17 protein-coding genes are annotated in these 18849 nt (G+C 38.5%); all 17 read left to right on the forward strand.

Annotated elements, in window-relative coordinates; translation table 11 throughout:
* Window position 1: 1 nt before the first annotated feature.
* Window positions 2-1408: a tRNA lysidine(34) synthetase TilS gene (gene tilS, locus ACQKOG_RS23980; RefSeq protein WP_427448384.1), complete on the forward strand. Its 1407-nt coding sequence runs from the start codon at window positions 2-4 to the stop codon at window positions 1406-1408.
* 64 nt (window positions 1409-1472) lie between these two features.
* Window positions 1473-2015, forward strand: coding sequence for a hypoxanthine phosphoribosyltransferase (hpt, locus tag ACQKOG_RS23985; RefSeq protein ID WP_132364364.1), 543 nt, complete (start codon window positions 1473-1475; stop codon window positions 2013-2015).
* 425 nt (window positions 2016-2440) lie between these two features.
* Complete coding sequence (ftsH, locus tag ACQKOG_RS23990) at window positions 2441-4465, forward strand: ATP-dependent zinc metalloprotease FtsH (protein WP_402875088.1); 2025 nt, start codon at window positions 2441-2443, stop codon at window positions 4463-4465.
* 142 nt (window positions 4466-4607) lie between these two features.
* Window positions 4608-5441: an aldo/keto reductase gene (locus tag ACQKOG_RS23995; RefSeq protein WP_427448385.1), complete on the forward strand. Its 834-nt coding sequence runs from the start codon at window positions 4608-4610 to the stop codon at window positions 5439-5441.
* 260 nt (window positions 5442-5701) lie between these two features.
* Window positions 5702-6469: a type III pantothenate kinase gene (locus ACQKOG_RS24000; RefSeq protein WP_142510501.1), complete on the forward strand. Its 768-nt coding sequence runs from the start codon at window positions 5702-5704 to the stop codon at window positions 6467-6469.
* A 21-nt stretch (window positions 6470-6490) separates the two neighbouring features.
* The gene (gene hslO, locus ACQKOG_RS24005) at window positions 6491-7372 is read left to right on the forward strand and encodes an Hsp33 family molecular chaperone HslO (protein WP_402875094.1); all 882 of its coding nucleotides are present in this window, start codon (window positions 6491-6493) and stop codon (window positions 7370-7372) included.
* Window positions 7356-8327 (forward strand): peptidyl-prolyl cis-trans isomerase, encoded by a 972-nt coding sequence (locus ACQKOG_RS24010; RefSeq protein ID WP_370081924.1) that lies wholly within the window; start codon window positions 7356-7358, stop codon window positions 8325-8327. Before hslO ends, ACQKOG_RS24010 begins: the two co-directional genes overlap by 17 nt.
* Window positions 8328-8747: 420 nt before the next feature.
* A complete protein-coding gene (cysK, locus tag ACQKOG_RS24015; protein ID WP_427448386.1) occupies window positions 8748-9677 on the forward strand; it encodes a cysteine synthase A in 930 nt (309 codons plus the stop codon).
* 290 nt (window positions 9678-9967) lie between these two features.
* On the forward strand, window positions 9968-11377 hold the full coding sequence (locus ACQKOG_RS24020; RefSeq protein WP_370081928.1) for an anthranilate synthase component I family protein: 1410 nt from the start codon (window positions 9968-9970) through the stop codon (window positions 11375-11377).
* On the forward strand, window positions 11374-11955 hold the full coding sequence (gene pabA / locus ACQKOG_RS24025) for an aminodeoxychorismate/anthranilate synthase component II (RefSeq protein ID WP_370081930.1): 582 nt from the start codon (window positions 11374-11376) through the stop codon (window positions 11953-11955). The genes ACQKOG_RS24020 and pabA overlap by 4 nt, the downstream gene beginning before the upstream one ends.
* Window positions 11956-12795, forward strand: coding sequence for an aminodeoxychorismate lyase (gene pabC / locus ACQKOG_RS24030; RefSeq protein WP_370081932.1), 840 nt, complete (start codon window positions 11956-11958; stop codon window positions 12793-12795).
* A gap of 13 nt (window positions 12796-12808) precedes the next feature.
* Window positions 12809-13663: a dihydropteroate synthase gene (gene folP / locus ACQKOG_RS24035; protein WP_402875106.1), complete on the forward strand. Its 855-nt coding sequence runs from the start codon at window positions 12809-12811 to the stop codon at window positions 13661-13663.
* Window positions 13663-14031 carry a dihydroneopterin aldolase gene (gene folB, locus ACQKOG_RS24040; protein WP_370081936.1) on the forward strand — a complete coding sequence of 123 codons (369 nt, stop codon included), beginning with the start codon at window positions 13663-13665 and terminating at the stop codon, window positions 14029-14031. The genes folP and folB overlap by 1 nt, the downstream gene beginning before the upstream one ends.
* A complete protein-coding gene (gene folK / locus ACQKOG_RS24045) occupies window positions 14028-14549 on the forward strand; it encodes a 2-amino-4-hydroxy-6-hydroxymethyldihydropteridine diphosphokinase (RefSeq protein WP_370081938.1) in 522 nt (173 codons plus the stop codon). Before folB ends, folK begins: the two co-directional genes overlap by 4 nt.
* A 171-nt stretch (window positions 14550-14720) precedes the next feature.
* The gene (dusB, locus tag ACQKOG_RS24050) at window positions 14721-15761 is read left to right on the forward strand and encodes a tRNA dihydrouridine synthase DusB (RefSeq protein ID WP_402875112.1); all 1041 of its coding nucleotides are present in this window, start codon (window positions 14721-14723) and stop codon (window positions 15759-15761) included.
* Between the two features lie 184 nt (window positions 15762-15945).
* A complete protein-coding gene (gene lysS / locus ACQKOG_RS24055) occupies window positions 15946-17448 on the forward strand; it encodes a lysine--tRNA ligase (RefSeq protein ID WP_427448387.1) in 1503 nt (500 codons plus the stop codon).
* 229 nt (window positions 17449-17677) lie between these two features.
* Entirely contained in the window at window positions 17678-17950 is a 273-nt protein-coding gene (locus ACQKOG_RS24060) for a hypothetical protein (RefSeq protein ID WP_370081942.1), read from the forward strand.
* Window positions 17951-18849: the final 899 nt, after the last annotated feature.

The raw sequence follows: 18849 nt of genomic DNA on the forward strand, positions 1-18849 counted from the left end.
TTTGTCACTTGAATTAAAGGTCAAAAAATTTATCGAAGAAGAGCAATTATTGCAGCAAGACGACCATCTTCTCATCGCCGTTTCGGGTGGAGTGGATTCAATGGCTTTGCTCCATTATTTTGTCAAAACAAAAGAGCAGTGGGGAATTACAGTAGGAGCCGTACATGTTGATCATATGCTAAGAGGTGAAGCGTCTACTGAGGACAGAGCTTTTGTCCAGAAGTATTGTGATGAGTATGGTGTATATTTATATGCAAAGGCAATTCCAATACCAGAGATTATGGCTTCAGAAAATGGAAATACACAGCTTATTTGTCGTAGAGAAAGGTATCAATATTTTAAAGAGGTCATGGAAAAAACGAATGCTAGCAAGCTTGTAACTGCACATCATGCGGACGACCAACTGGAGTCAGTATTAATGGCCCTGACAAAAAATGCAACGATAAATGGTATGCAAGGTATACGTTCACAACGTATTTTTGAAGGAAAAACATTAATTCGTCCGTTTTTAACGGTTACAAAGTTAGAAATAAGGGAATATTTACTTAAGCAAGGTTTAGATTATCGGGAAGACGCTAGCAATGCTAAGGATACCTATGTACGCAATCGGTTTAGACATCATGTGGTGCCTTTGTTGGAGGCAGAAAACCCAAGAGTAACAGAGCAGGTAACTCATTTTACAAAACAATTGCAAGAAGACGATGCCTATTTAATGACATTAGCGGAGGATGTATTTTCTAGAACAGTAAAAAGAAAAGATGGAAATACATATAGCATGGAAATTAAGGCTCTTCAATTGGTACCACTTGCTTTACAAAGGAGGCTCATTTTAATACTATTAAACTATCTTTACAAAGATTCAAATACGATACAAAGTTATGCTTTATTGACTTCAATTTCAAAGCTTTGTGATACGACAGCAGGGTATGCTGAAGTTCACTTGCCAGAAGATTTTATAGCAGTTCGCCGTTACGGAAAATTAACAATTCAGAAGAAAGAGCCATTAGAAGATGAAGCTTCTCCTGAGAAAAAGATTATTTCGACTACTAATGGGTGGACAACACTGACGAATGGTGAACGTTTATGCGTAGTCGAGTTGCCTGATTTATCGTCTGAAATGCTGACGAATACTGCACAACTTTTTTATTTTAACGCTAGCAAACTCAAACTTCCACTCTATGTTAGAGCGCGTAAGGAAGGGGACAGAATACTGTTAAAAGGAATGGATCAGCCAAAACGCTTATCTCGCCTTTTTATAGATGAAAAGATTCCTTTAAATGAGCGAAATAGCTGGCCGTTACTGATTTCTCAATCTGATGAGGTCGTAGCGGTAATTGGTGTGCGTATGGGAATGTTTTTTTCAACCTCTCCGCAACCAAACGATGATACAGTGCTCATCGTAGACTAAGGTCTTTGTAAAATTTCACCCCAAATGGTTGAACATTTTTTTATACACACGAGGAGGAATCGCTATGTTACAAAATGACATCGAAAAAGTTATGATTACAGAAGAACAATTACAAGAAAGAATCGCTGAGTTAGGGGCACAATTGACAGAGGAATACAAAGATTCATTCCCGCTAGCAGTTGGTGTTTTAAAAGGGGCAATGCCTTTTATGACAGACTTGATGAAACGTTTCGATTCTTTCATTGAGCTAGATTTTATGGATGTTTCTAGCTACGGAAATGCTACAGTTTCATCAGGGGAAGTTAAAATTCTAAAGGATTTAAATACAAGCGTTGAGGGACGTGACGTATTAATCATCGAGGATATTATTGATAGCGGCTTAACGTTAAGTTATTTAGTAGACTTATTTAAATACCGTAAAGCAAAATCCATCAAAATTGTGACATTGTTAGATAAACCATCAGGTCGTAAAGTAGACTTAGGTGCTGATTATGTTGGTTTTGAAGTGCCAGATGGTTTTGTTGTAGGGTATGGTTTAGACTACGCAGAAAAATACCGTAATTTACCGTATATCGGCATTTTAAAGCCGGCAGTTTATTCTTTCTAACAAGTAAGAAATTAACGAAAGAATACCACTATGAAAAGTAAGTGCCTCCAGCGAAGGTCATAGATTTTTATTTTTTTAACTTCTTTCGTCCCCCACCTCTATAGGTGGTGAGATGAATGCAGGTTTAAGTTGCTTTTTAGCAGGTGTCCAAACATCCGCTAAGAACGCCACGTCCTGTGGCAATTAAGCACAAAGCCGATTCAGGACACAATTATGCAGAGGCATAATTGATCATAATTCAAAAATCTAGGTACATTGTTAGATACAACTACGCTGGAACATACTTGATAAATGCATAAATATTTTTCGATTTCGACAAAAATCGGACGAAACTTTTTTTATGTAGGGCTTTTCGTTGTATGATGAAATCATGATATGTTAAGATTTTACTTATAATTTTTCTGTTTGTAATGAGGAGGCTGGAGATGAATCGAATATTTCGATATACCATATTCTATTTACTGATTTTCTTAGTGATTATCGGTATATTTGGTACTTTCAATGGTGGAAATGCGCCAACGAAAGAGTTAACTTATTCTGAGTTTCAAGATGCTCTAGATAAGAAAGAAATAACAAGTGCTACAATTCAACCTGATAAATCAGTATACATCGTTGAGGGTACGATGAAGGGTTATGAGAAGGGTCAAAGCTTTACAGCAAATATCCCTCGTGATAACCAATCTTTATTGAACCGTATCGATGAGGCTGCTAAGGATAAGAATAGTAATATTAAATATTTAACAGCGCCAGAAACAAGTGGATGGATTCAGTTCTTTACAGGGATCATTCCTTTCATCATTATCATTTTCTTATTCTTCTTCCTAATGAGTCAATCTCAAGGTGGCGGTAATAAAGTGATGAGCTTTGGTAAAAGTAAAGCCAAACTTTATGACGACCAGAAGAAAAAAGTTCGTTTTACAGATGTAGCGGGTGCTGATGAAGAGAAAGCAGAGCTTGTAGAGGTTGTTGATTTCTTAAAGGATCACCGTAAATTTACTGAAATTGGTGCCCGAATTCCAAAGGGTATCTTACTTGTAGGTCCTCCAGGTACAGGTAAAACATTACTTGCACGAGCGGTAGCAGGTGAGGCAGGCGTACCATTCTTCTCGATTTCAGGTTCTGACTTCGTAGAAATGTTTGTCGGTGTCGGTGCATCACGTGTTCGTGACTTATTTGAAAATGCCAAGAAAAATGCACCTTGTATCATCTTTATCGATGAGATTGATGCAGTAGGTCGTCAACGTGGCGCAGGTCTTGGTGGTGGCCATGACGAGCGTGAACAAACATTGAACCAATTGTTAGTTGAAATGGATGGTTTCGGGGCAAATGAAGGTATTATTATTATCGCTGCAACAAACCGCCCAGATATTTTAGATAAAGCGTTATTACGTCCTGGTCGATTTGACCGTCAAATTACAGTAGGACATCCTGATGTAAAAGGTCGTGAAGCAATTCTAAAAGTACATGCGCGCAACAAGCCTTTATCTGATACAGTAGATTTAGCAGCTGTTGCACAACGTACACCAGGTTTCTCAGGTGCTGACTTAGAGAACTTGTTAAATGAGGCTGCACTTGTAGCGGCTCGTAAAAGCAAACGTACAATTAATATGGCAGATATCGATGAGGCATCTGACCGAGTAATTGCAGGTCCGGCAAAAGCTAGCCGCGTTTACTCAGCGAAAGAGAAGAAACTTGTAGCCTTCCATGAAGCTGGGCACGTAGTTGTTGGTTTAGAGTTAGATGAAGCAGATACAGTACACAAAGTAACAATCGTCCCTCGTGGCCAAGCTGGAGGTTACGCGATTATGTTACCGAAGGAAGAACGTTTCTTCACAACAAAACAAGAACTATTAGACCGTATTGCTGGCCTACTTGGTGGTCGTGTAGCAGAGGAAATCGTACTTGGCGAAGTATCTACTGGGGCACATAACGACTTCCAAAAGGTAACAAGTATTGCACGTGCCATGGTCACTGAATATGGTATGAGTGAAAATCTTGGTGCAATGCAGTTTGGTTCAAGTCAGGGTGGGAATGTATTCCTTGGTCGTGACTTTAATTCAGATCAAAATTACTCTGATTCAATCGCCTATGAAATTGATAAAGAAATGCAAAAAATTATCGATTCGCAATATGAGCGTACTAAACGAATCTTAACTGAAAAACGTCATTTACTTGATTTAATTGCTAATACATTAATGCAAAAAGAAACATTAAATGCGCAAGAAATTGAGCATTTACGTGATCACGGTGTCTTACCGGAACCTGAGGTAGAAACGGTTGTGGAAAAAGCTCCTAAAGCTGAAGCTCAACCAATATTAGATGTAGTTGGTGAACAGGCTGTTAAAAAAGAATTGCTTAGCAATGAGCCGGATCCAACAACAGCTGATTTACCTAAAGAAGGTAGAGAGCCGAATAATACACCAAAAGGTATCGATGAAAAGCGTGATTAATGTGAGAAAGACTGTTTACAATTTTAGTAAGCAGTCTTTTTCTTTGCCTTTTTTCGGTAATAGGTATTACGATAGAATGTACGCAGCTGCGTATATAGGTTCTTAAATTTTTTAGGACCAAAATAGATAGGAGTGTTGTAACGTGGGAAATGTAACATTGAATAATGGTTTAGAGATGCCGTTAATAGGCTATGGCGTTTTTCGAGTGCCTGAAGGGGATGACTTGGCTGAGGCGGTTAAAACAGCTATTGCAAAAGGTTACCGTAGCATTGATACAGCCCAAGTATATCGCAATGAAGAAAGTGTTGGACGAGGAATTCGTGCAGCAATTGACGAGGGCTTAGTAACACGTGAAGAACTATTCGTAACATCAAAGGTTTGGAATGATGGGCTTTCCTATGAAGAAACACTTGCAGCTTATGATAGTAGTTTAGAGAAATTAGGATTAGATTATTTAGATTTATATTTAGTTCACTGGCCAGGTATAGATACAAATTATGTTGATGTTTATAAAGCACTTGAAAAAATCTATCAGGATGGCCGTGTACGCTCAATTGGCGTTAGTAATTTCCATGTTCAACATTTAGAAAATTTATTAAAGGAAACATCAGTTGTTCCTGTTATTAATCAAATTGAATTCCATCCGCACTTAACTCAAAAGGAAGTACGTGCCTATTGTAAGGAAAAAGGAATACAGGTAGAAGCATGGTCACCACTAATGAATGGTTCTTTATTGGAAGAATCATTGATTCAGCAGTTAGCTTCTAAATATGGCAAAACACCAGCACAGATTGTGTTACGTTATGATGTGCAGCATGGTGTAGTAACTATTCCAAAAACAATGACTCCTGCACGTATGACGGAAAATCTAACGGTCTTTGACTTTGCATTAGCTGAGGAAGAAATGACTCAGTTAGATGCACTAAATGATGGCCTACGTTGCGGACCAGACCCAGAAAAATTTAATTTTAAATAATGTGAAAGGAGCTACCTAATATGGGGGTGGCTCCTTTTTTGAGTGAGCATGTATGCTATTTCATAGTAATAAAAATGTGGTATCATTTTCTAAAGTGTTTTAACTTATTTTTGTAAGCGCAAAGTCCATTCCGGACGCAATTATGCCGAGGGATAATTGATCTTGATTTTTTGTGCATGAATATACATTGTTTTAGTTGTATCAATCGCATAGTGACAGGTACAATTACGATGAAGGGCAATAAATAGGAGGCATCAACCATGATTTTAGTTTTAGATGCAGGAAATTCGAATATCGTATTAGGTGTCTATGATGACAACGATCAATTGGCCTTCCATTGGCGTATGGTGACAGACCTTCATAAAACAGAAGATGAATACGCAATGCAAGTATTATCTTTCTTTAATCATGCAGGCATTTCATTTGAACAGGTTACAGGCATTATTATATCCTCTGTTGTACCACCAATAATGTTTTCGTTAGAAACGATGTGTCAAAAGTATTTTCGCAAAAAACCGCTCGTTGTAGGACCAGGTGTGAAAACAGGATTGAATATTAAATATGAAAACCCGCGTGAAGTTGGCTCAGACCGCATAGTGAACGCTATTGCAGCTCTTGATGTTTATAAAGCACCACTGATTATTGTTGATTTTGGTACTGCCACAACATATTGTTACTTAAACGAAAAGGGCGATTATATGGGCGGTGCTATCGCTCCAGGCATTTCGATTTCAACGGAGGCGCTTTATACACAGGCAGCTAGATTGCCACGTATTGAAATATTGCGCTCTACACATATTGTTGGAAAGACAACCGTATCTGCGATGCAGGCCGGGATTTTTTATGGCTTCGTTGGGCAAGTTGAGGGAATTGTTAATCGCATGAAAGCACAAAGTAAGGAAGAGCCTTTAGTAATTGCTACTGGAGGATTAGCAAATTTAATTGCTGGTGAGACGCAAGCTATTGATGTAGTCGATCCGTTTTTAACATTAAAAGGCTTATATAAGCTATATAAACGCAATCAATAAGAAATGAGGGACATTTCATTTATGAAAGACTATTTAGTACGAGGTTTAGGATTCAACGGACAGGTTCGTGTTTTTGCGGCTTGTACAACAACAACTGTAGGAGAAGCACAACGTCGTCATAATACATGGCCTGTTGTGTCGGCAGCCCTTGGTCGTTCTATGACTGCTGCGGTGATGATGGGTGCCATGTTAAAAGGTGAGGAAAAAATCACTGTTAAAATTGAGGGGAACGGTCCAATTGGCCCAATGGTAATTGACAGTAACGCGCACGGTGAAGTACGTGGTTTTGTAACAAATCCCCACGTTCATTTCGATTTAAACGAGCACGGTAAGCTTGATGTTCGAGCGGGTGTTGGGACAGAGGGCTCATTAACAGTCGTAAAAGATCTTGGCTTGAGAGACATGTTCTCTGGACAAACGCCAATTGTATCGGGTGAAATTGCTGAGGACTTTACTTACTATTTCGCTACATCAGAGCAAGTGCCTTCATCTGTTGGATTAGGGGTTTTAGTAAATCCTGATAACACAATTCTAGCAGCTGGTGGGTTTATCCTTCAATTAATGCCAGGTTGTGAAGAAGAAACAATCGATGAAATTGAGCAGCATCTTGCTTCTATAGAGCCTGTTTCAAAAATGATTGAAAAAGGTTTTACACCGGAGCAAATATTAGAAGCTGTATTAGGAAACGGTCATCTGCAAATTTTAGATTCCATGCCGGTAGAATTCAAATGTCAATGTTCAAAAGAGCGATTTGGTGCAGCGATTTTAGGGTTAGGGACACAGGAAATTCGAGAAATGATTAAAGAGGATGGCGAAGCAGAAGCACAATGTCATTTCTGTTTAGAAACATACCACTTCTCAAAAGAAGAGTTAGAAGGATTCATCGATGAGCTCAACGCGTAATCGACGACCTTTATCCGCTGCAACACCCAACCAAACGCCCTTATTGCAACGTCGTCTGAAGACAAAACCTGCATTAACAGTTATTGCAATCTTATTATTAGGAAATATTTTATGGTTTATAACTTGGTTAATTCCTAATAAAGACAAGGAAATTGGTAGCGACGAGCAAGTCGCTGCCGTTGACGGGGATATTATTACACGTCAAGAGTGGATGGTAGCCATGGAAGAACGCTATGGTAAAGAGACGCTACAAAATTTAGTGAATGAAACAGTGATGGAAAAAGCAGCTAAAAAGTTTAAAATACAAGTAACGGATAAGGAGATTGATTTAGAGTTAGCCTTAATGCGTTCTGCCCAAGATAAATTTGATACTGCAATGCAAAACCTTTCGTCAGAGCAACTGCAACAAAAAATTCGCTCACAGCTTATATTAGATAAGGTACTGACAAAAGATGTGGTTATAAAAGAAGGTAGTATTGAAAAATATTATGAGGAAAATCAGGCACTGTACAATACGAAAACAAGCTATCGTACGAATTTTATAGAAGTGAATTCAAAAAAAGCTGCTGAGGAAGCATTAAGTGAAATAAAAGATCCCGCTGATTTTTCGGTGTTAGCACGTGAAGTTTCAGTAGACAGTGCTTCAGCTAGCTTAGGCGGAGATATTGGTTTCCTCACAGAAAAACAGGAAAATGTCGATCCTGCCATTTTAAAAGCAGTGAAGGCTTTAAAAACAGGTGAGGTTAGTAAAGCATTTAAGCTCGCTAACGGTCATTACGGAATTGTACAAGTTCAAGAGATAACAGAAGGACAATCCTTTACATATGACGATGTGAAAGAACATATTGAACGTGAGCTTGCGTTAGAGCAATTGCCACAACATGTTACACCGGAATCATTCTGGTCTGAATTCAATGCGACTTGGTATTACGGAGAAGCAAAAAAAAGTAAATAACAGATTGCTCTGAAATGAGTATCAATTATGCCTCGGCATAATTGCGTCCGGAATCGGCTTTGTGCTTAGGCCTGCAGATACGGTACAAAAAACATCTGTACCTGTCGCTACGCTTTCGGTACAAAAGACATTTGCTGAAAGAAGTTGAAAAATCTGCAAGATATCTGCGGGAAAAGTGAGCCAGGGAAACCCTGCAGACGTTTAGCGTCAACAGAGTAATGGCCACTTCGGGATATTGAGCAGATTTTTGTTTCCCTTCATTCGCAAAGCCAATAACTTTTGACGTTATTACGAACAAGGCGAAGTAATAAATATTCTGAAAATATAAGTTATATTTATTGACAATCGAATGGAAATATTGATAAAATCAAAAATAAGTAAAACCTATAAAAATAGTAGGGATTAGGAGTGGATTGATAAATGAGTAGATTAGCAAACTCAGTAGCTGAATTAGTTGGTAAAACGCCAATTGTTAAATTAAATCATGCAACAGATGAAAACGAAGGTACTGTTTATGTAAAATTAGAATATTTTAACCCGGGTAGCTCAGTGAAAGATCGTTTAGCTTTAGCGATGATTGAAGCGGCTGAAAAAGATGGTACATTAAAGTCTGGTGGTACAATTATTGAACCTACTTCTGGTAACACTGGTATTGGTCTAGCGATGATTGCTGCTGCTAAAGGCTATAAAGCGATTTTAGTAATGCCGGAAACAATGAGCCTAGAGCGTCGTAACTTATTACGTGCATATGGTGCAGAGCTTGTGTTAACACCTGGACCAGCAGGTATGAAAGGTGCAATTTCTAAGGCGGAGGAATTAGCTGCTGAACATGGCTACTTCTTACCACAACAATTCACGAACCCAGCTAATGCAGTTGTTCACCGTTTAACAACTGGTCCGGAAATTGTAGAAGCATTTGAAGGTTTAAAATTAGATGCATTTGTTGCTGGTGTTGGTACAGGTGGTACAATTACGGGTGCGGGTGCTGTGCTAAAAGAGAAGTATCCAGAGATTGAAATTATTGCTGTTGAGCCAAAAGATTCACCAGTACTTTCTGGCGGTCAACCAGGTCCTCATAAAATTCAAGGTATCGGAGCTGGCTTCGTACCTGAAGTGTTAGATACAGATGTGTATTCTTCTGTATTCCCAGTTGAAAATGAAATTGCTTTCGAGGTAGCTCGTAAAGTAGCACGTGAAGAAGGTATCTTATGCGGTATTTCATCAGGTGCAGCTATTCATGTTGCGATTGAAGCAGCAAAACGTTTAGGTAAGGGCTCGAATGTTCTTGCAATCGTACCTTCTAATGGGGAACGTTACTTATCAACACCTTTATATCAATTTGAAGACTAATCCAATTATTTGAACGTAAAGGCTCCTTTAACGAGGAGTCTTTTTTATTTGTTAAAGAATCTTATTCTATTTTCAAGTTATGGATTACGAGGTGTTTCGTTCGCAAAAGAGGTGGAGTGCGTACTGTTGCTTCGGATGTAAATGAGCGTTTTAGCATATTTGTTCATCACCGATCTGATGTAAAAACATTCGGTAATTAAATTTTACGTGGCTATTGAAAAATATTCGCTTCCAGGCAATATTCAAGTTAAGATGGAATCACATCATATGACTTAAAGGGGAATAGCAACTTGAAGACAATGCTGACAAAAACAATAACGATGGATGCAGACTCGTTTTTTTATAGTTATAAGAAGCAAACTGAAGCAGAACAAGCACATGTATTTTTAGAAAGTGGACGCGGAGGAAATTTTACAATAGCTGCTTGGAATCCGCTAGCTATAGCACAATCAATCGAGAATGGTTTACTTGTAAATTGGAGAAATGGTGAGACTGAAAATTTAAATGGTGAACCTCTTGCATTATTAGAGAAATTAGTGAAGAACTATCACATTTCATATAATGCGGAGCTTCCTGTTTTTCAAGGTGGTGCTATCGGGTTTGTTTCATACGATTACGCTCGTAAAATTGAAGCGTTACAGAATACTGCTGTAGATGATTTACATATACCAGATATCTATTTTTATATTTTTGATTGCTGGGCAGTACACGATGTGAAAACAAATAAAGTAACGCTTATGAAGCTAACAGACTGTAGTGTGGATTTGGAAGAATGGGCTAATGTGTGGCAAGAGGCCGCACAAGAAGGACTGCTTACACGTAAATTTGAAAAAACAAATGCTGTCGAAATAGTAAATGACGAAAGTGAATTGTTAGTATCTTTTGCTGGGACTGCCTTTGAGGAAGCAGTAAGTAAAATCCAAACATACATAGCGCAAGGTGATGTATTTCAAGTGAATTTGTCGGTACGTCAATCCAAAAAATTAAACGCAACTGCAATGGATGTATATGAAGCATTACGTGCATTTAATCCTTCACCTTACATGGCTTATATAGAAGCGCCGGATTTTACTGTCGTTTCTGGTTCACCTGAGCTTTTGGTGAAGCGTCATGGTAAGGAGTTGTCTACTCGACCAATCGCTGGTACACGACCAAGAGGGAAATCTGAGGCTGAGGATTTAGCTTTAGCGCAAGAATTGATCGATAACGAAAAGGAACGCGCTGAACATGTAATGCTTGTTGATTTAGAGCGCAATGATTTAGGGAGAGTATCTACATATGGGACGGTTGAAGTAGATGAGTTCATGGTGATTGAACGTTATTCACACGTGATGCACATTGTTTCTAATGTACGAGGAGAAATAGCTGAAGGGAAAACCAATGCAGACGTTATCCGTGCCATGTTCCCAGGAGGAACGATAACAGGTGCACCTAAAATTCGTACGATGGAGATTATTGAAGAATTAGAACCTGTAAGACGAGGATTATATACGGGTTCAATTGGCTGGCTAGGCTTCACAGGTGATATGGAGTTTAATATTGTTATTCGTACAGCATTTGTTAAAGATGGAGTAGCGCATATTCAGGCAGGCGCAGGAATTGTTATTGATTCTGTTCCGGAAAGAGAATACCTAGAATCTTTAAATAAAGCGAAGGCGATGTGGCAGGCAAAGGCAATGGCAGAGGAGCGAGCAAAATGATTTTAATGATTGATAACTACGATTCTTTTACGTATAACCTTGTACAATATTTTGGGGAATTTGGACATGAATTAGTGGTCAAAAGAAACGATGTATTAACGGTGAAAGATATTGAGCAGCTTGCACCAGATATGATTGTCATTTCTCCGGGGCCATGTAGCCCAAATGAAGCGGGTGAAAGCCTGAACATTATTAAGTATTTCGCGGGAAATATTCCGATTTTAGGCGTTTGCCTTGGCCATCAAGCTATTGCTCAAGTATTCGGGGGGAATGTTATACGAGCTGAACGTTTGATGCATGGTAAAACATCACCGGTGCTACATGCTGAAATAGGTTTGCATAAGGGGATGCCAAATCCATTTGCAGCTACTCGTTACCACTCCTTAATTGTAGAAAAGGAAACGTTACCGGCATGTTTTGAAGTGACAGCATGGACAGAAGAAGGTGAAATTATGGGCGTTCGTCATAAAGACTATCCAATTGAGGGAGTGCAATATCATCCTGAATCGATTATGACGGAGCAAGGTAAAAAGCTTCTACGCCAGTTTATAGATTTGTATGTTGAGGGAGCGAAGTAAATGCTGTGCTGGATGAATGGAGACTACATAGCGGCGCAGGATTTGCGCATTTCACCATTTGATCATGGATTTTTATACGGGTTAGGCTTTTTTGAAACGTTTCGAACGTATAAGGGAAAGGTGTTTTGCTGGGAAGCACATATGGAGAGGTTGCAAACCGCGCTTTCTCAATATCGTATTCATATGCCATATACGGAAGAGGATTTACTGAAGGTTGTTCAGCAATTAAATGAACAAGCCGATGGGCAGGATGGATATTTCCGAATAAATGTCTCAGCTGGAGAGCATAGTATCGGTTTACAGCCTACTGAATATAGACAACCGAATGTTATTGTTTTTCGCAAAGAATTACATGATACACCTCGAGGTATGGAAAAAAACGCACAGTGGCTTGTAACACCGCGTAATACGCCTGAAAAAGGGCTTCGAGTGAAATCGCACCATTATGGCAATAACGTTCTTGGGCGTTTTGAGATGCCATCTTTGGCACAACAAGAAGGCTTCTTTTTAACGGAAAATGGCTTTGTTGCTGAAGGTGTAACATCAAATATCTTTTGGGTGAAAGATGATATACTATATACGCCTTCCTTAGAGGCGGGTATTTTACCTGGTATTATCCGAGCGTGGGTAGTTGAGCGAGCACAATCTCTAGGGATTAAGGTAAAAGAAGGCTTCTTTACTAAAGAGGATGTAGAGCAAAGTTCAGAGTGCTTTATTACTAACTCTGTACAAGAGCTTGTTCCAATTCTTAAATTAGAGAGTAAGCAGTTATTAGGCAATAAAGGGCCTGTTTATTCGCGTTTACATGAAGTATTTGTCAATGAAGTGGAACAAGAATAGAAGGAGAGTTAACATGCTAGAAAAATATACAACACCATTAACTATTAACGGGATCACGTTAGACTATACAGCAGAAACTTTTATGATGGGTATTTTAAATGTCACACCGGATTCATTTTCAGATGGAGGAAAGTACAATAACGTAGAAGCTGCAGTTGCTCAAGCGAAAAAAATGGTAGCTGAGGGCGCTAAAATTATTGATGTTGGCGGAGAATCAACACGCCCAGGTTATGAACGTATTTCCGATGAAGATGAAATTGCACGAATTGTACCAGTTATTCAAGCTTTAGTAGCTGAAGTGCCAGCAGTTATATCGGTTGATACGTATAAAGCGAACGTAGCTCGTGCAGCCATTGAAGCTGGTGCACATATTATTAATGATATTTGGGGAGCGCAAGCTGAACCCGAGATCGCTCAAGTTGCTGCAGATTTAAATGTACCGATTATTTTAATGCATAATCGAGACAACACTAATTATGGTGCTGATTTCTGGATGACGGCAAAGGCTGACTTAGAGAAGAGTATTGCTATTGCTCGGAATGCAGGTATACCAGACAATCATATTATTTTAGATCCAGGCATAGGCTTTGCGAAGACTACTGCTCAAAATATAGAAATGATGAAGCATTTAGATGATTTAGTAGCAATGGGTTATCCTGTTTTGCTAGCGACTTCACGTAAATCAATGATTGGTAATGTCTTAAAGTTGCCTGTTGAGGAGCGTATAGAAGGTACAGGGGCAACAGTTGTTTACGGTATTGAAAAAGGCTGCCATATGATTCGTGTGCATGATGTAAAGGAAATGGCACGATCTACACATATGGCTGATGTTTTAGTTGGTAAGCGTACTTATAAGGAGGAAGCGTGATGGACTATATTCATTTAAAGGACATGCAGTTTTACGGCTATCATGGCGTTTTAGCAGCGGAAACAACACTTGGCCAACGCTTCCGTGCCAATGTTTCACTTGCTGTAGATATGACAAAGGCTGGAGAGACGGATGACTTAAATCATACGGTGAACTATGCAGAGGTTTATGCGTTATGCCGTGATATTGTAGAAGGAGAGCCGTTCAAGCTTATTGAAGCGCTTGTATCCAAAATAGCAAACAGTATTTTAGAGACATACTCAGAAAAGGTTAAGGGAGTTCGCGTGGAGCTTATTAAACCAGATCCACCAATCCATGGCTATTATAAAGAAGTATCGGTAGAGATCACGAGAGGTGATTACGAATGAATGATGTGTATTTATCAATCGGTACAAATATGGGAGATCGATTTGAAAACCTACAACATGCTGTTACTCTTTTAAAGGGCAAAGAGGAAATTGAAGTTGTACACATTTCTTCTGTTTATGAAACAGCTGCTGTAGGCTACACGGACCAAGCAGATTTTTTAAATATTGCTGTTCATATTAAAACGAGTTACTCATCTTCCGAAATGCTGAACATATGCCAATGGGTTGAAAGCGAACTTGGGCGTGTTCGTGAATTTCGATGGGGCCCTCGAATCATAGACCTTGACATTCTACTCTACAATCACGAAAATGTTGAAACAGAGAGCTTAATTGTTCCACATCCAAGAATGTATGAGCGAGCTTTCGTATTAGTTCCACTAATAGAAATTACACCTGCACCAGTTGGACAACAACTGCAAAGGGCACATGATACAATGCAGCAGATGAATTGTGAAGAGGAAGGCGTAACTTTATGGCGAGCATCAGCAGAGCTGAAAATTATGCAGACCGTTAATTAAGTTTCTAATCCAGTGGTCAAAGATAACTGGTGTAGTGACTGCCTATAACATCAGCAAGCCTAAGCACAAAGCCAAATTCGGATGCCATCATGCCGAGGCATAATTGATTTGCGTAGCATTAACGATTGATATATGGAATAGGTGAAAACCTATAGAAGGGGGAAAACAGCGTTGAGTCAGACAACTGAGAAGCCGTTTCAAATTGGCGATATAGTCATGGACAACCGTGTCGTATTAGCACCAATGGCAGGAATCTGTAACTCTGCTTTCCGTTTAACTGTTAAGGAGTTCGGAGCAGGGCTAGTATATGCAGAAATGATTAGTGATAAAGGGATTGTCCAGAAGAACGAAAAAACACTAGGCATGCTTTATATCGATGAGCGTGAAAATCCACTTTCATTGCAAATCTTTGGTGGTGATAAGGCTACGCTAGTGGAAGCGGCTAAGTATGTAGATGAAAACACAACTGCCGATATTATCGATATTAATATGGGTTGCCCAGTTAATAAAATTATTAAATGTGAAGCGGGCGCCCGTTTACTTTTAGATCCAAATAAATTATATGAAATGGTAGCGGCTGTTGTAGATGCAGTAAAAAAACCTGTCAGCGTGAAAATGCGTATTGGCTGGGATGACGAGCATATCTTTGCTGTTGAGAATGCACAAGCTGCCGAACGTGCTGGTGCTTCAGCAGTAGCTGTTCATGGACGTACACGTGTACAAATGTATGAAGGAAAAGCAAATTGGGATTTCATTCGTCAAGTGAAGGAAAATGTAAAAATTCCTGTGCTTGGTAATGGTGATGTAGAAACTCCTCAAGATGCAAAACGTATGCTTGATACTACTGGAGTGGACGCAGTAATGATTGGACGCGCTGCGTTAGGCAATCCATGGATGATTTATCGTACAGTTCAATACCTTGAAACTGGTGAGTTAAAGGAAGAGCCGAGTGTACGCGAAAAAATTGATGTGTGTTTGCTTCACTTTGAACGCCTTATGCAATTAAAAGGAGAAGGTGTGGCGGTACGTGAAATGCGTAAACATGCTTCATGGTATTTAAAAGGTATTCGTGGTAATGGTAAAGCGCGTAAAGCGATTAACCAAACAGAAACTGCGGTAGAGCTTCGTGCGCTATTAAATGGAATTGTACAAGACTACGAAGAGCTTGAATCTAAATTAATAGTACCAGAAGCAAAAGAATTCATTCTTTAATACAGTAAATAGACGTCTCTCTGTTCGTTCTGAGACGTCTATTTTTCTGGTAACATTAATTTTTAGAATTATTAATTATTTATCCTATTATGGAAATTAAAACGAAACAGATGATTACAGCAATAAAATTGTGTACAATAGAAATATTATGGACGTAAACGCAACGCGGACAATTTAATAAGGAGTGAAACAAGTGTCAAACATAGAAGAATTAAATGATCAGCTTTTGGTGAGACGCCAAAAAATGACGGCTATTCGAGAAAATGGTCAAGATCCATTTGGTAGTCGTTTTGAACGCACGCATTTATCAACAGAAGTGCGTGAACAATTTGCAGATCAAACGAAAGAGCAGCTAGAAGAAAACCTACAAGAGGTAATTATTGCGGGTCGTATTATGACGAAACGCGGTAAAGGAAAAGCCGGCTTTGCACATATTCAAGATTTAGGTGGCCAAATTCAAATTTATGTTCGTCAAGATCATGTTGGCGAAGAAGCATATGAATTATTTAAACAAGCTGACTTAGGCGATATCGTAGGTATTCGTGGTAATGTATTCCGAACACAAGTTGGAGAGCTTTCAGTAAAAGCTGAAGAATTTACATTCCTATCAAAAGCTCTACGCCCTATGCCAGAAAAATTCCATGGCTTACAAGATGTTGAACAACGTTACCGTCAACGCTATTTAGATTTAATGACGAATGAGGATAGTAAAACAACATTCATTACACGTTCTAAAATTATCCGTGCTATTCGCAATTATTTAGATAATGCAGGATATTTAGAAGTAGAAACACCAATGCTTCATACAATAGCTGGTGGTGCGGCGGCTCGTCCGTTTATTACACACCATAATGCGCTTGATATGGAATTATATATGCGTATTGCAATCGAACTGCATTTGAAACGTCTAATTGTTGGTGGACTAGAGAAAGTATATGAAATTGGTCGTGTTTTCCGAAATGAAGGGATTTCAACACGCCACAATCCTGAATTCACAATGATAGAGCTGTATGAAGCTTATGCGGATTATAAAGATATTATGTCTCTAACTGAAAACCTTATTGCTCATGTAGCTCAGGAAGTTTTGGGCACTACTACAGTTCAATACGGTGAAGATGAAATTGATCTTGCTGTAGGCTGGAAACGAGTTCATATGGTAGATGCAGTAAAAGAAGCTACAGGTGTAGACTTCTGGCAACTGATGACTAAGGAACAAGCTCAAGCGCTTGCTAAAGAACATGGAGTAGAAGTTAAAGAAACACATGAGGTAGGGCATATTATTAACGAGTTCTTCGAGCAAAAGATTGAAGAGACTCTTGTTCAGCCTACATTTGTTTATGGTCATCCAGTAGAAATCTCGCCTCTAGCAAAGAAAAACCCAGAGGACGAGCGGTTCACAGACCGTTTCGAACTATTTATCGTCCGTCGTGAGCATGCAAATGCCTTTACAGAACTAAATGATCCAATTGACCAACGTGAGCGCTTTGAAGCTCAGTTAGCTGAAAAAGCAGCTGGTAATGATGAAGCACACGAAATGGACAATGATTTCATTGAAGCATTAGAATACGGTATGCCTCCAACAGGTGGATTAGGTGTTGGTATCGACCGTTTAATCATGCTTCTTACAAATTCACCATCAATTCGCGACGTATTATTATTCCCAACAATGCGTCATACTACTAAGTAATAGTTTTAAAAGGTTATCTTGAATAAGCAGGAGTCGAGGTGTAGAAGAAGCACTAAGACTCCTGTTTTGCATCTTCTGCAATGAAATAGTAACTATTTAAAAGTTTAAATTAGAAAGAATTAAGTAGAGTATTTAAATGATGAATGAATTTAAGGTATACTTTTAGAGTTCTATAATTTGCAGATTAAATAGAAATAGACATTATCAAAAGTTTTATTGGAGGCTTATAATGAATTATAAAATCTTTAACAAACAAGTATTTGAACAGGCACAAGTACGCTCAGTTTCAGATGTTCTGTTAACTGAGGAAGAGCTTGAACATGGTATGAAATTGGCGGTTTCTAAAGCAGATCCAACTCTTACATTATATTTAGTGGATATAAACGGTCAGAAGAAATTCGATGTCCGTTGGGATGATTCCTCTGAAATTTTCAGCGGCTGGTATTCTGCGTGGGATAATTTCTCTTGGTGCCTAGATGTAGCTGATAAACAAAATAATTAAAATTAGTTGATTTTAGATTTAAGTTTAATTAGCTAACTTTCAATTTTGAATACCGCATTTGTAGCAGAACAATAAAGTTAAAAAAGTAACAAACATGAATAAGTAGGAGTCGAGGTGCAGGAGAACCGCTGACTCCTTTTTTCATGGTTGAGTATTTATTAGGGTAATGGTGCGTTCCGATGTGTTTTGATATCTTTTATGCTTTATGAAGGGAAGCTTTAGAAAGAATCCTTGAAAAAAGACCAATATAGATACTCTTCTTATTTAACTATCTTTCAGTAGGTGTCCAAACACCTGTCGCTGCGCTTTCGCTACAAAGGCATTTTCTGAAAGAAAGTTAAAGCCTCTAGCGGATGTTACGGGATCGGCAAGGAGTTCTTTGTGCAAGCAAAAAGCCAATTCCGGACGCAATTATGCCGAGGCATAATTGATTTTATTGAGATTTATGAGAAAGAGATGTATAGTAAAACAAATAAAGAGATAGCTAGAAGATTATAAGAATTATTTAGTGCTCGAAAAATCGTAAAATAGCTCGCTAATTCTATATTTATAAAAAAGATAATTTTATAGCAAAAAAACACTTGCGGTTGTATTGAAATCGTGTTAAATTGTTACTTGTCGTTAAGACGACGCAAGAAACGAAACGGATTCAAAAAAACATTAAATAAAGATGTTGACATTGAAAACGTAGAGTGATATTATATAAGAGTTGATGCTTTTGAAAAGAAGTTAAAAACTTCTAAAAAAGTGTTGACAACAAAAACAAGAAAATGTTATATTATAAAAGTTGTTGAAGCAAAATGACAACAAAATGAACCTTGAAAACTGAACAAGCAAAACGTAATCAATAAAGTTTTTAGTAACTAACCTAGAGTTGGTGAACGAAACAAAATTTTGGA

The sequence above is a fragment of the Lysinibacillus sp. NPDC093216 genome (genome assembly GCF_050280325.1).
GTDB lineage: Bacteria > Bacillota > Bacilli > Bacillales_A > Planococcaceae > Lysinibacillus.

Coding starts and splice junctions, on each gene's coding strand:
- hpt (WP_132364364.1), top strand. CDS start 1,473: ATGTTACAAAATGACATCGAAAAAGTTATGATTACAGAAGAACAATTA.
- ftsH (WP_402875088.1), top strand. CDS start 2,441: ATGAATCGAATATTTCGATATACCATATTCTATTTACTGATTTTCTTA.
- ACQKOG_RS24000 (WP_142510501.1), top strand. CDS start 5,702: ATGATTTTAGTTTTAGATGCAGGAAATTCGAATATCGTATTAGGTGTC.
- hslO (WP_402875094.1), top strand. CDS start 6,491: ATGAAAGACTATTTAGTACGAGGTTTAGGATTCAACGGACAGGTTCGT.
- ACQKOG_RS24010 (WP_370081924.1), top strand. CDS start 7,356: ATGAGCTCAACGCGTAATCGACGACCTTTATCCGCTGCAACACCCAAC.
- cysK (WP_427448386.1), top strand. CDS start 8,748: ATGAGTAGATTAGCAAACTCAGTAGCTGAATTAGTTGGTAAAACGCCA.
- pabA (WP_370081930.1), top strand. CDS start 11,374: ATGATTTTAATGATTGATAACTACGATTCTTTTACGTATAACCTTGTA.
- pabC (WP_370081932.1), top strand. CDS start 11,956: ATGCTGTGCTGGATGAATGGAGACTACATAGCGGCGCAGGATTTGCGC.
- folP (WP_402875106.1), top strand. CDS start 12,809: ATGCTAGAAAAATATACAACACCATTAACTATTAACGGGATCACGTTA.
- folB (WP_370081936.1), top strand. CDS start 13,663: ATGGACTATATTCATTTAAAGGACATGCAGTTTTACGGCTATCATGGC.
- folK (WP_370081938.1), top strand. CDS start 14,028: ATGAATGATGTGTATTTATCAATCGGTACAAATATGGGAGATCGATTT.
- ACQKOG_RS24060 (WP_370081942.1), top strand. CDS start 17,678: ATGAATTATAAAATCTTTAACAAACAAGTATTTGAACAGGCACAAGTA.